This is a genomic window from Levilactobacillus brevis (assembly GCA_021383565.1).
Lineage (GTDB): Bacteria > Bacillota > Bacilli > Lactobacillales > Lactobacillaceae > Levilactobacillus > Levilactobacillus brevis_B.
Map to the genome: position 1 here is coordinate 2,442,924 of CP079699.1, position 12,906 is coordinate 2,455,829.

General features: G+C 51.7%; 11 protein-coding genes. 8 read left to right on the top strand and 3 right to left on the bottom strand.

Features of this window, described 5'->3' with window-relative positions; translation table 11 throughout:
• The first annotated feature begins 122 nt into the window (after positions 1-122).
• The 5 genes from KB236_11310 to KB236_11330 all read left to right on the top strand — a co-directional run bounded on the left by KB236_11310 (position 123) and on the right by KB236_11330 (position 4,741).
• Entirely contained in the window at positions 123-1,424 is a 1,302-nt protein-coding gene (locus tag KB236_11310) for a PTS transporter subunit EIIC (protein ID UIF29085.1), read from the top strand.
• Between the two features lie 113 nt (positions 1,425-1,537).
• Complete coding sequence (locus tag KB236_11315) at positions 1,538-2,290, top strand: alpha/beta hydrolase (GenBank protein ID UIF29086.1); 753 nt, start codon at positions 1,538-1,540, stop codon at positions 2,288-2,290.
• A gap of 44 nt (positions 2,291-2,334) precedes the next feature.
• Complete coding sequence (locus KB236_11320; GenBank protein ID UIF29087.1) at positions 2,335-3,192, top strand: LysR family transcriptional regulator; 858 nt, start codon at positions 2,335-2,337, stop codon at positions 3,190-3,192.
• A 323-nt stretch (positions 3,193-3,515) separates the two neighbouring features.
• Positions 3,516-4,361, top strand: coding sequence for a sulfite exporter TauE/SafE family protein (locus tag KB236_11325; GenBank protein UIF29088.1), 846 nt, complete (start codon positions 3,516-3,518; stop codon positions 4,359-4,361).
• On the top strand, positions 4,361-4,741 hold the full coding sequence (locus tag KB236_11330; GenBank protein ID UIF29089.1) for a DUF1634 domain-containing protein: 381 nt from the start codon (positions 4,361-4,363) through the stop codon (positions 4,739-4,741). Before KB236_11325 ends, KB236_11330 begins: the two co-directional genes overlap by 1 nt.
• A 65-nt stretch (positions 4,742-4,806) precedes the next feature.
• Here KB236_11330 and KB236_11335 read toward each other — a convergent pair whose 3' ends face one another.
• The gene (locus KB236_11335; GenBank protein ID UIF29090.1) at positions 4,807-5,565 is read right to left on the bottom strand and encodes a glucose 1-dehydrogenase; all 759 of its coding nucleotides are present in this window, start codon (positions 5,563-5,565) and stop codon (positions 4,807-4,809) included.
• 290 nt (positions 5,566-5,855) lie between these two features.
• On the opposite strand from KB236_11335, the gene KB236_11340 reads away from it, so the two are divergent.
• A complete protein-coding gene (locus KB236_11340) occupies positions 5,856-7,076 on the top strand; it encodes a multidrug efflux MFS transporter (GenBank protein ID UIF29091.1) in 1,221 nt (406 codons plus the stop codon).
• A gap of 16 nt (positions 7,077-7,092) precedes the next feature.
• The gene (locus KB236_11345) at positions 7,093-7,761 is read left to right on the top strand and encodes a GTP pyrophosphokinase family protein (GenBank protein ID UIF29092.1); all 669 of its coding nucleotides are present in this window, start codon (positions 7,093-7,095) and stop codon (positions 7,759-7,761) included.
• A gap of 126 nt (positions 7,762-7,887) precedes the next feature.
• On the opposite strand, the gene KB236_11350 is transcribed toward KB236_11345, so the two are convergent.
• A complete protein-coding gene (locus KB236_11350; protein UIF29093.1) occupies positions 7,888-8,091 on the bottom strand; it encodes a YjzD family protein in 204 nt (67 codons plus the stop codon).
• 280 nt (positions 8,092-8,371) lie between these two features.
• Between KB236_11350 and KB236_11355 the strand changes: the two genes are divergently transcribed.
• Positions 8,372-9,568, top strand: coding sequence for a cation:proton antiporter (locus tag KB236_11355; protein UIF29094.1), 1,197 nt, complete (start codon positions 8,372-8,374; stop codon positions 9,566-9,568).
• A 270-nt stretch (positions 9,569-9,838) separates the two neighbouring features.
• Here KB236_11355 and KB236_11360 read toward each other — a convergent pair whose 3' ends face one another.
• Positions 9,839-12,550 (bottom strand): YfhO family protein, encoded by a 2,712-nt coding sequence (locus tag KB236_11360; protein UIF29095.1) that lies wholly within the window; start codon positions 12,548-12,550, stop codon positions 9,839-9,841.
• Between the last annotated feature and the right edge of the window lie 356 nt (positions 12,551-12,906).

Here is a 12,906-nt window from a genome sequence, read left to right on the forward strand (position 1 = left end):
GACGACTTTCAGAAAATAACCAGTTTACTTTAATATTCCTAAATTTATAAGCCGTTAGTCACCCGCTTTCATCCAAACCCCGTATAATGAAATTAACAGTCAAACGAAGTGGGGGCGTGAGGATGGTCGGACGACTACGGGGACTCTGGCGACTTAATCAACGGGTGAATCAGTGGCGAGCGATGCGGGCCGTACGTGAAGCATTGCGCGTGGCCTATCCGTTTATTTTAGTCATGGCATTTGTCGATGTCGTGGGTCAAGGGTGCCTATCAAAGAGTGGGTTTTTCTTTCAGATTTACCACATTGGAAAGTGGTTACCAGGGATTGACCTTTGGCGGCAGGGGTTACAGGCCGTCAGTGTCGTGGTTAACGGCTTAGTTGCCGTGATGATTGCCTTTACCACGGGCCATTATTTGGCGCGCACGTATCATACGGAACCGTTAGCCGTGGGGATGATGAGTGCGCTGGCTTTTCTAACGCTGAACGTGAATTATGAAGCATTGGGTCAGGGCGGTCACGATGGTGGTGATGCACAATTTTTACTGACTAATCTGGGGCCGCAGGGGATCTTTCTCGCGATTTTGGTGGGACTGGGTGTGGGCTGGCTGGCAAGTCGACTCATGCAGGCCTTGGCCAAATGGTGGTTGCGGTATCGGCAAACGCCTATCTCGTGGACGGGACGGATCGCCTGGTCCCTTGCGGTTGTTTTGACCCTGACCGTGGTGCTGGGGTTTGCGCTCAGTTGGTTTGTCGGTGGGGGTCTTAACAATCTGGTTTATTTAGCCCTACAGACGCTTAACACCAGTCTGGGGCACGACGGCTTTCGAATTCTAGCCGTCACGGCACTGAGCAACTGTCTGTGGTGGCTGGGATTGATCGGGCCCATCGACGTTGCCGGGAATAGTTCGGTGACTTCTCTACAGAACCTGGCCTATGCTGTCCAACATGGTTCAGGCTGGGGCGCACCGCATCCCATTACCCTGCATACACTGGGGGATGCCTATGCCAACTTTGGTGGTGCTGGGATGACGCTAGCCTTACTGATCGCAATTTGGATCGGTTCACGCCAGGCCAGCTATCGACGCATCGCCAATCAAACGGCGCTACCGAATCTCCTGAACCTTAACGAACCAACGTTATTGGGCTTGCCGTTACTCTTCAATCCCGTCCTGTTGATTCCCTTTGTGCTAGCGCCCGCCGTGAATATGGTGTTGGCTTGGGTGGCCATTTCGTGGAAGTTAGTCCCGCCAATTGTGTATCCCGTACCGCGAACAACGCCAGGTCCTTTAGTCGCTTATTTGGGAACGGGCGGGGATTGGCGGGCACTACTCCTGAGTTTGCTGTGTTTGAGTGTGTCGGTTGTGATTTATTTACCGTTCGTCCGGCTGCTCAATGATGAAGGGGGTGCGGATCATGGGGCATAAATGGTGGCGTTGGCTACTAATTTTGCTGGCTATATTGGTGGTCTTTGTGCCCAGCCAGCTCTGGCTCAACCCAGTATAAGTCGACCTATAAAACGCCGCTGAACCCGACCATTATGGTTCCCGGATCGAGTGCGAGTCAGAACCGTTTCGACGCGTTGATTACGCAGCTTCGTAAGGAGACGAAGAAGCCCCATAGCGTATTGAAGGTCCAGGTGGCCGAGAGTGGTCAGATTACCTATACGGGGGCCATCAAACGTGGAGATAACCATCCCTTCATTGTGGTGGCCTTCGAAAATAATCGTGATGGTTATCAGAACATTAACAAGCAGGCACAATGGTTGAATCTGGCCTTTAAAGATCTGGTTAAGACCTACCACTTCAACCATTTCTCGATGTTGGGTCACTCAAATGGTGGCCTGATTCTCAGCACCTTTTTGGAAAAATACTTGGCGGAGACGGCCCACGTGAAGCCGGAGCGGCTCATGACGATTGCGACACCGTATAACATGGAGTCGGACAGTACCACCAAGCAGACGGCCATCTTGCGGGAACTCATCAAGGGGCGAACTAAATTGCCGAAGAAGTTGACGGTCTATTCCGTCGCCGGTACGGAGAATTATTCGAGTGATGGGACTGTTCCAGCCAATAGTGTCAATCAAGGCAAGTATGTTTTCCAAAATCAAGTGGCCCATTACACGCAGATTACGGTGACCGGAGATGATACGACCCATTCGGATTTGCCGCAAAACAAGCAGATTGTGCTCTTGATCCGGCAATATCTCTTAAAAGAAGTATTGCCAAGTAAGGAGCGGTTCACGCCTAATCAGTCGCGCAGCAACGATGCCAGCGAGACGGACCTTCCCTGACTTCTGGTATAATTAAGGAAAACGGACGGGGGAGGGCGCTGAATATGAATTTTCGGCAACTGGAATACTTCTTAGCAGTGGCGGATGCCGGCCAGATTACCGCGGCCGCACGGCAGTTACACATGGCGCAGCCACCGCTAAGCTACCAGATTAAACAACTGGAAAATGATTTGGGCGTTGAGCTACTGCATCGGTCGGCCAACGGCGTCACCCTGACGCCCGCCGGTCAACTCTTGCGCGACTATGCGCGGCAGCTTTTGGACCTACGTGAGCGAGCGGACAGTCAAGTACGGTCGTTAGGCCAGGGATTGGCTGGCACGTTGTCGGTGGGGCTGATTTCATCATCGATTGGCGCCACGCCCAATGCCAAACTACGGACGTTAACCCGACACTATCCCAAAGTCCAACTACGATTATTTGAGGACAATACGTACGGCTTGATTGAGCGGCTGAATAAACATCTGATTGATGTTGCCATCGTTCGGACGCCATTTTCCGCGCCGGGTCTAGCCAGCAAGGAACTTGTGACGGAAAATATGGTGGCCGTGGTTCCTCAGAAATACGATCACTTTGCCGGTGCGACCCTACAAGTCGCCGATCTGGCCGACGTGCCGCTGATCATTTACCGCCGATTCGAACAGGTCTTTCAGACGACCTTTGCCGAGCAGAAAATGCAGCCCTTTATCGCCTGTACCTGTGATGATGCCCGCACGGCGGTCCAGTGGGCGGACGCGCGGATGGGCGTGGCGGTCGTTCCCCAGACGGTGGCCGAAGAGATCAGCGGCGCCACCACGGCGATTCGACCGATTCGCTACCGTCCGTGGCGCACAACTTTAAAGCTGGTGTGGCCGGCTGAAATTAAACCCAGTCCGCTGTTGCAGCGCTTTATTGATAGTTATTAGATATATGATAAATACAAATTAAATGGTTCTCCCATACTTAAAAAATATGGGAGAATCGTTTTGGTGTGTAACCGGTTTAATGGGGCTGGCACTAGGGCTTTCGGCATGAGGTGAAGGTCAGGCAAGGATCTATCGACAAAACGACGCTCTGTGCAGTTGCTCACGAGATTGGCTTACGTGACGTACAGTTATTGTCATATCAGCTTTATTGGCTTGTTGACAGTCGAACATGTCGCAACACTAATCGTGGCATTTCAACTTGCCCCCAACGCCGGAAAGGCTGATAATCAATGACGTAGATTGATTCGTGAGGAGGAAATAAAATGATTCAAAAAGCCTTAATCATGATTGGCGTGGGCATCTTTGCCGGGATCGCCGGTGCTATTCTGGGCATCGGTGGGGGCATGATCATCACGCCAATTCTCACCCTGGGGATGGGCTTAAATATTAAATATGCTATCGGGGCCAGCATCATCGCCGTGATTGCCACGAGTTCGGGGTCCACGATTGCTTATTTACGGGATAATGTCCTGAACCTACGGGTGGCGATGTTTCTGGAAATTGCGACGACCATCGGAGCTATCGTTGGTGCGTTGCTGACTGGTGTCTTGGACCCCAAGTATCTGTACCTTCTGTTCGGATGTCTGCTGGTCTTCTCCGGGTGGAACATGTATCGTAAGCTACGGCGGGGGCAGGAAGTTCTGCAGCGCGTGGAGCCCGACAAGATTGCCAGTAAGCTCAAGCTCAATGGCACTTACTATGACAAGGCCGAGATGAAAGATATCGACTATCAAGTTGAAAACGTTCCGGCCGGCTTCTCCGTGATGTTTGGCGCCGGGGTGGCCAGTGGTCTTCTGGGGATTGGTTCTGGGGCCTTCAAGGTCATGGCGATGGACACCTTCATGAAGATGCCGCTCAAGCCGTCCAGCTCGACCTCTAATCTGATGATGGGGGTCACGGCGGCGGCCAGTGCCACGGTGTACTTCTTTAACGGGTCCATTTTGCCCGGTATCGCGGTTCCAATGGCCTTGGGGATTCTGGGCGGTGCCGTGATTGGTTCACGGATCATGCAGGTGCTACCCGCACGGTGGATTCGCATGGTCTTCATCCCCATTATTCTGTATATCGGAATTGAAATGTTACTGAAAGGATTGGGGGTTCACTTCTAATGCCAGAAAAGACGAATGCAACGGCCACGGAAATGGCCCAAGTTGAAACGATTATCGGTCGGATTCTGCAGGTCGGGGTAATCTTCTCGGCCATCGTCATGGGGATTGGTTTGGTTATCTTCTTGGCCACGGGGGACTCCGGGTATGCCGGCAATACGGTTCCGCTGACCATGGGGGCCATTCTCCTGGGTACCTGGCAGCTGAAAGCCTATGCCATCATGATGTTGGGGACGTACTGCTTGATTTTGACCCCCGTGCTACGGGTAGTGGTCTCCATCTACGCCTTTTACAAGGAACGTGACCACCTATACGTGGCGATTACCACGTTGGTTCTGATTATCTTGATGATTGCGTTGTTAATTGGGGTTACAGGAAAATAAAGTCCATGAAAAAAGTCACCGACCATTAGGCCAGTGACTTTTTTAATTTACAGGAGTTTATGGGTTTATTGTGCGGTGTAACCACCGTCAACAACGAATTCTGCACCAGTAGCGAACTTGGATTCATTAGAACCTAAGTAGACACAGATCCAGGCGATATCGTTAGGTTCACCAATGTGGCCCATTGGCGTCTTGGTCCGTTCTGACATAGCAGCTTCGGCACCAGGAAGATCGTCAACTAATGGCGTCTTGATGTAACCTGGGTGGACAGTGTTAACCCGCACATCGTAGTCCTTCAAAGCACAGTCAACAGCGGCTGACTTGGACATGATCCGAACGGCACCCTTAGAAGCGTTGTAAGCGCCCAAGTTAGGGTCCCCAACGAGACCTTCGATGGAGGAAATGTTGATGATGGATGCGCCGAGGTTCTTGTTCTTCATCCGTTGAATTCCCAGACGAGTACCGTAGAAGACACCATCCAAGTTAACGGCTAATTGCTTCTTCCATTCTTCAGTCGTGGTGTTTTCAACACTCTTGTTAACGGCCATACCAGCGTTGTTAACGATCGTGGTAACGGGGCCAAAGGCTTTTTCAGTTGCATCGAACAACTTCGTCCAGCCTTCTTCATCAGTAGCATCGTGTTGGAAGAATTGGATAGTATCTGGACCACCAATGCTCTTAGCAGCCTTTTCACCAACGTCACTGTGACGTCCAGTGATCATAACTTTGGCGCCTTCTTCAACGAACTTGTCAGCAACGGCCAACCCGATTCCGAGAGTACCACCAGTAACGATTGCAACTTTTCCATCTAAACGATGTGCCATTTGTATTACCTCCAAAAATTTTTGTGATCTGCGTCATGTGCCTTCGTTGAATCCCCAGTGAAGCGGCCAAATAGTCAAGTGAGGGGTGCCAGTAGCACCATCAACAAAAGTATAAAGTGAACAACGTCACATGCTTGACACCTATTATGTAACAAAACCATCAAAATTCCAACCCTTTTATTAAAAAAATTTACAAAAAATTTTGACGGTCAGGTTAACGGCTTCAAACCGGGATTTATGCTACACTAATAGATAATGCAATTTTAGCAAAGTGAAGAGGCGATAGTGTCGTGGGCACACGAAAACCTGAACAATGGCGGCGAAATTTAGCCGTATTGTGGTTAGGAACATTTATTGCAGGGATGGGTTTCAGCGAAGTCATGCCCTTCTTGTCCCTGTACGTGGACGATCTAGGAACGTTTACCAAGGGCCAATTGACCATGTATAGTGGGGTCACCTACGCCGTGACCTTTTTGGTGATCGCCTTGGTCTCCCCACTGTGGGGTAAATTGGCCGATACCAAGGGCCGTAAGATTATGCTGCTACGGTCCTCGTTTGGGATGGCCATCGTGATTGGTCTGATGGGGTTCGTTAGTAATGTATGGCAACTAATTGGTCTGCGTTTCCTGCAGGGCTTCTTTGCGGGGTATATCCCCAATGCGACCGCGTTGATTGCCGCGGAGACGCCCCGTGAGAAGAGTGGTAACGCACTGGGGATTCTGACGACCGGCTACGTGAGCGGTAACCTGATTGGCCCCGTACTGGGGGGGATCTTGGCGGAAGTCTTTTCTATTCGATGGACCTTTATTCTGACCGGGATCTTCTTGATTATCGTGTTCTTCCTCAGTGCCACGATGGTTCACGAGCATTTCACACCAATTACGCGCGACCAGCAAGAACAGTCCGGTAGTTGGTTACGGCGGGTCAAACGGCCTAAGCTGATTCTGGTGCTGTTGGTCTCAACCATGATTATTCAGATGGGAAATAATTCAATTACGCCCATTATCAGTCTGTATGTTAAACAATTAATGCACAATGTGGGCCCCATTACGTTAGTGGCCGGCATTATCGCTGCACTGCCGGGGATCTCTACGTTGCTGGCGGCCCCTAAACTGGGAGAGTACGGCGATCGTCGCGGGACCAGCCGCGTCTTAGTCTTTGGCTACGTGTTCGCTGTTTTGATGTACTTTCCCCAGGGATTTGTCACCAGCGTTTGGCTATTAGGGATTTTGCGGTTTATGATTGGGGTCTCCGATGGGGCCTTGTTCCCAGCGGTGCAGACCCTCTTAACCAAGAATTCGCCCCAGGAACTTACCGGGACCGTCTTCAGTTGGAACCAGTCTTTTCAAGCGCTGGGCAGTATGCTGGGGTCATTACTCGGCGGTCTGGTGGCGAATGTCTTCAACTATAATGGCGTCTTTATGTTTACAGCCATTACGTTACTGCTGAACTTCATCCTCTTGTGGTGGGTGGTTCCCGAGATTCGGCAGTTTCGCCGGCAAAAAGTGTAACTAGGAAGGATTATTTATGGCTAACGAGAATTTACCAACGCAATTTGCGGAGGACCCGACGTCGTTGGCGGCGGTCGAGCAGTTTCGGCGGTTAATGTTGGACTACAACAGTGCGGTCAAAGTGGTTCGGACCAAGATTGAATACTTAGATCAGGAATACAAAATTCTGCATGGCCATACTTTAGTGGACAGCCTTCAGTCGCGAATTAAGTCACCGGAGAGTATCCTCGAGAAAGTACAACGAAAGCATTTTAAGTTTGATCTCAAGACCCTACCGGATGAAATGCACGACATCGCCGGTATTCGCGTCATTGTCCGGTTTGAGGACGATATTCTCGCGATGGAGAGTCGTCTGGAAAAACAGCCGGACATTCAGATTTTACGGCGCAAGGACTACATCACGCATCCCAAACCCAACGGCTATCGGAGCCTACACTTGATTCTCTCGGTGCCCGTGTACCTGGATGCGGGGGTGGAGCCGGTGAAGGTGGAAGTTCAGATTCGCACGATTGCGATGAACTTCTGGGCCTCACTGGAACACGAACTGAGCTACAAGAAGAATGTGCAGCACCAAGCGGAGTTGCGACAAGAGTTAATTTCTAAGGCCAAGCTGGTTCATCAGTTGGATCAGGATATGAACGCCATCAAGAATCAGATTCGAGCGGAAGACGCGCAGGGCCTGTGAGGGTGGCTGGCGGCAACTGACGGCTCAAAGCGAGGGGGAAGACAGGGATTTAGCTTTTTAGCGCAAACAAAAAACCCTGGCAAATCCGCCAAGGTCGGTTGTTTCGGTCATGCTTATTGTGAACGTTTATTTACCTTCAGAAGTCTTGACGTCGCTACGGCCGAGTAATGTAATCCCATTGACGGCGATAACGGCGACCACGGCCATCGTGATGCCGATAGTCGTTGGATCGTAGGTCATTGCCTTCAAGGTACCAGCGATGTAACCAACGACTTCACCGAAGATAACTGCCCAAAAAATCACGACTAAATTAGATGCTAACCACTTCACACGCGTCACCTCACAATCGTTATTAGTTTAACACGATTCGGGGGTCGCTGGTAGCTATAATTTTGTTGTGGGGCGCAAATACCCGGTCTGGTGCGGTTGGGTTGCGGTGCTCCCGACTTTTCTGTATAATACAAAGCAATTAAATTAAAGATGGTTGAAGCGACTGCTTTCAAGAATGGCGTTCCCCTTGGGTTGGGGGAACCGTTTTGAGGCGGTCGCTTTTTGGTTGTTTGCGTACTTGGGTACCAAACAACTTGTGGCGAAAACAAGGAGGCTACTCGTGGAACTTTTAAGAAATCTAACGTTAATTTTATTGGCAACGACCATTGTGGGGCATTACAGCACGCGTATTGGAATTCCTGCCGTAATCGGCCAACTGCTGGTCGGCGTGGTGATTGGACCGGCAATGTTGGGATGGGTCAGCCTGACCCACGTCCTGGAAAGCTATGCCGAGCTGGGCGTCATCGTGTTGATGTTTATCGCCGGACTTGAGAGTGACTTAAAACTCTTGAAGCGCTACCTGAAGCCGAGCGTACTGGTAGCCTTGATGGGGGTCTTGATCCCAGTCATTGGGACGTACTTGGTGGGGATGGTCTACCACCTGGGAACGGTCGAGAGTCTCTTCATCAGCGTAATCTTCGCGGCTACCTCCGTATCGATCTCGGTCGAAGTCTTGAAGGAAATGAACGCATTGAACAGTCGCGAGGGTACCACTATTTTAGGCGCCGCCGTGGTCGATGACGTGTTGGCCGTGGTGATTCTGAGTGTCCTGGTCTCCACGACGGGAACGGCCGTGGGCGACAGTGCGGCGGCTTCCAGTAGCCTAGTGTTGACCACGATTGAACAGGTGATCTACTTTGCGGCCATCTACTTCGTGGTCCGGTGGGTGGCGCCGTACATGGCTAAGATTGGCGATCGCCTGTTGATTCTTATGGGGCCAACGCTGATGGCGATTATCCTCTGCTTCGGAATGGCCTACGTGGCCGAATTCGTCGGCTTAAGCGACGTGGTGGGGGCCTTCTTCGCCGGCATCGCCATCTCCCAGACGAGTGCCAAGTCCACGGTGGACCGGCACATCGAACCGATTGGCTACGCGCTGTTCATCCCGGTCTTCTTCGTCAGCATCGGCTTGAACATGGACTTCAATGGCCTGGGCAAGCAACTCGGGTTCATCGCCGTCTTGACGATTGTTGCGGTACTGACCAAGTTGATTGGTGCCGGTGGCGGGGCCAAAATGGCGGGCTTCTCCCTGGCGAGTTCAACGGCCGTGGGTGCCGGGATGGTATCCCGGGGTGAAATGGCTCTAATCATCGCCCAGATTGGCTACACGGCCAAGCTGATGTCCCCGGTCCGGTACTCGGCGATTGTCGCGGCGATCATCATCGCTACGCTAGTCGCGCCGTTCTTATTACGGGTGACCATGGATCACGCGCACAAGGGCGAGGTCGATCGCTCGAAGGTTCGGCCAGCGGAATAGAAGAGATTTAAGTAAACCTAGCTATTCTTTGTGTAGCGTATGTTTCGATAATTTAAACTGAAAAATTAAGAGGCGTTTGGGTACTTTTCCCCCAGCGCCTTTTTAGTGCGGAATCATTCAACCGTTAAAACGATTCTTTCAATTATTCTGCCCAAACGTGCAACAAAAAGCACTGAAAATACATTAGTAATCAATAGGGGATAAAAAAAGAGGTTAGCGTGAAAATCACGCTAACCCCGCAGATAATTTAGTTCAGGTTGAAGCAAGACCTTATGCTTCCCGACGCTTACGCCGGATGCTCCGACGCCATTCCCCAGTAATCACCAGGAAGGCGAAGATGGCAGCGCCCAGAGCACTCAGTAGTGCACCGATTTTCAGCCCCGGTGTCGTGTAGGTTAGGACCACGTGGTTCTTACCTACGTGAATTGGGACGCCAATCATGCCACGGTAATTCTTCACCACGGGGATGATTGACTGGGCGTGCATGGCCGAGCGAATCTTGACCGGTTTGCCGTTGACCGTGGCCTGCCAGCCCGGTGTATCGGGAATCGAGACGTAGAGTAGACGCCGTTGCGCACTTCCCGTGACGTTCCCGGATAACCAGGTGACACCACTCTTGCGGTTGAGCTTGAAACGCTGTTGTTTCAGGCTCTGCGCCAGACTGACGTATTTTGCCTGGTCCAACGACACGAATTCGTTACTGTAACCGACTTGCGGCTGCGTCGTGACGTAGCTGACCGTGAGTACCTCGCCCTTGGTGTGTTGCCCCAGTTTGAAGACGTAGCGGGTGCCATCGGCGTTAATCATCGGCTTAGCCTTCTTACCGTTTACCAGCAGGCTTGAGTAGATGACGTTAGTCGTGGGCGAATACCCGTGCAACAGGCCGGTCGCGTTAACCCGTAGCTTAAAGGTTTGAACGTAGCGTGGCCCTGTGTGGGCGTTGCGCTTGGCGGCGACGCGATTCCCCTCGGTGGCCGAAGCCTTGTGGGACGTCACGTCCAGCACCGTGGCTCGGGCCAACGTGTCTGGCTTGGCGCCTAGGGCCTCCAGAATCATTTGCTGATTGAACAACGCCGTCTGGTCGCGTAACTGTACGTCGGCTAGCTTCGTCGGTACAGCGAACCCTAATCCGGCGTAGGAATCCAGCTTGGAGATCGGTTGGCGATTGTTGGCATTTAACCGGTATTTGACGCTAAACAGCGTGTCCGTCAGGTGCGTATACCCCTGTGCGCTGATCCGTCGTACGTTTGGACTGAAGTAGCCCAGATCGTGCTGGAAGACGCGGGATTGCTCATCCAGGGTGGACGAGTAGGAGCTGAGCCCGGCGTAGTCCAGCATCAGCGGATCGTTGTAGTGGTTGTACGGTCCCGAGTAGGCGTTACCGATGGTCGAGTGCAAGTAGTCGACCCGGTGCAGGTTGAACTTGGTCGATGAGGCGTTGATCTTGTCCAGTAGAGCCGAATCCTTCTTGAAGTATTTCTCAAACTTGGTCTCGGACCCGAAGTCCATCCCCTGCGATGCCAGGTAAAGGTTGCTGCCCAACTCACCGGAAATAATCAGAACCATCAGGCCAATCCGAATCGGCCGCCACTCGGTGATGAAGACCAGCATGGTATTCAATAAGAGCAGGCCCAGTGCTAACCAGAGCAAGTGGAAATTCGGTTGGCTGTTGGCGTAGAGTGTGTTGTTGTAGCTCGGCATGAACCGTGACCAGAGCTGAGGGACGAACTGCGCCGAGGCGAAGCCAATCGTTAATAAGCCGGCCCCCCAGAGCAAGGCTAAGAACTTCTGTGGATCATTCATGGTCTGGTCGGGATGCGTTTGCCAAGCCCGGTAGGCCGTGATGAGTGCGAGAAAGGTGAAGAAGTAGACGTTGCGGAACGGGAAGCCCGCGGGTTGCTGGAACATGTGCCAGATGGTGTTGAACAACGTGACAAACAGGCTCAGGCCCATCGCAATCAGCAGCCACATCGTCCGGGTCTTCTCGACCGCCTTAATCTTCGGTGATACGAAGTAGACAATTAGCAGTAAGAACATGAGTGTTCCCATGAACAGACTGGGCGCGTGGTATAGATGTGCGTTGAAATTCCCCGTGCCCACGCCGAATTGCGCGAGGACTTCCGGTCCGAACAGGGGGGTCGGCAGGTAATTTTCAACAAAGAAATTACTCTTCCCGGTTAGCATCATGCCCAGGGCCGTCGGAATCAACACGATCATCGACATGAGACCGGCTAGCAAGGACCCAATGATGAATTGCCGAATGGCGGGCCAGTGCATGCGCCACGTTTCCTTGAACGGCGTCGGGACCGGCTGATGCTCCACAATCAGGTAGATGAAGTACATGACCGAGAACAGGCAGGTCATGTAGCCCAGGTAATAGTTGGAAAAGATGGTGATGGTCAAACTCAGTGTATACAGCCCGAAATGATGGGTACTAACAATACGGTGTAGGCCTAGCGCCACCAGCGGCAGCCAAATTAAGGCGTCAAGCCACATGATGTCGTAGAAGTACATGGCCACGAAGCCGCACAGGCTAAAGGCCGTTGAAAATAACAGGAGTGACCAGCCACTGCGCAGAAACGCGTGGCGTAAGAAGACCGCCATGGTCAGGCCAATCGTGCTAATTTTTAAAATCATAATCCACGCTACGGCAGTCGGTAACTGCGCGGCTGGAAACAGAAAAATCAAGAGATTAAACGGGCTGATGACATAGTAGGTCAGTAATGGCACCATACTACTGCCCGTCCCCAATGCGAATGAAAACAGATGGAACTGTCCGTGCGTCACGGTCGAGCGCAGATACTCTAGGATTGGAATATACTGTGCGCCCGTGTCGCTAAACAACAGACTATGCTTGCCAAAGGGCGTGACCTTCAGTTGCCAAAAGACCACGCACATGATGACCAGCGGAATTAAAAATGCCCCCAAATACACCCAGCGACTTACCCTTAATTTCGCTAAGGCGTTGTGATGTTGTTCCATGAAAACCCCTCCGTTGATGACAATCAAAATGTCTGACCCTAATAGGATAACATTCTCTGTGCTTGGATAAAAGTTTACTCTAAATCAGGAGCATTGCGGTAGAGAACGTGCTAAACTTCGGATAAACTTAGACTTTGGTAAGGAAAATAACTTAAGGTTGCGTTATCGTTAATAAAGTAGACTATACTCTTAGCTAAAGGCCGAAAATTCGTGACTAGGGCTACGTAGCTTGGACGGGGGGGCCGCCTACCGTTCCCCACAGCAGGCGGAATTGCTGACAGCCGCAGGCACTGGTTTAGCCACGTTTATGGTTCTAGACGCACTGTGTCTCGGAAAGAGATCTAAAATAAAAGACT

Excerpts from the sequence above, each read along its gene's own strand:
- KB236_11310 (UIF29085.1), top strand. The coding sequence starts at position 123 with ATGGTCGGACGACTACGGGGACTCTGGCGACTTAATCAACGGGTGAAT.
- KB236_11315 (UIF29086.1), top strand. The coding sequence starts at position 1,538 with ATGGTTCCCGGATCGAGTGCGAGTCAGAACCGTTTCGACGCGTTGATT.
- KB236_11320 (UIF29087.1), top strand. The coding sequence starts at position 2,335 with ATGAATTTTCGGCAACTGGAATACTTCTTAGCAGTGGCGGATGCCGGC.
- KB236_11325 (UIF29088.1), top strand. The coding sequence starts at position 3,516 with ATGATTCAAAAAGCCTTAATCATGATTGGCGTGGGCATCTTTGCCGGG.
- KB236_11330 (UIF29089.1), top strand. The coding sequence starts at position 4,361 with ATGCCAGAAAAGACGAATGCAACGGCCACGGAAATGGCCCAAGTTGAA.
- KB236_11335 (UIF29090.1), bottom strand. The coding sequence starts at position 5,565 with ATGGCACATCGTTTAGATGGAAAAGTTGCAATCGTTACTGGTGGTACT.
- KB236_11345 (UIF29092.1), top strand. The coding sequence starts at position 7,093 with ATGGCTAACGAGAATTTACCAACGCAATTTGCGGAGGACCCGACGTCG.
- KB236_11360 (UIF29095.1), bottom strand. The coding sequence starts at position 12,550 with ATGGAACAACATCACAACGCCTTAGCGAAATTAAGGGTAAGTCGCTGG.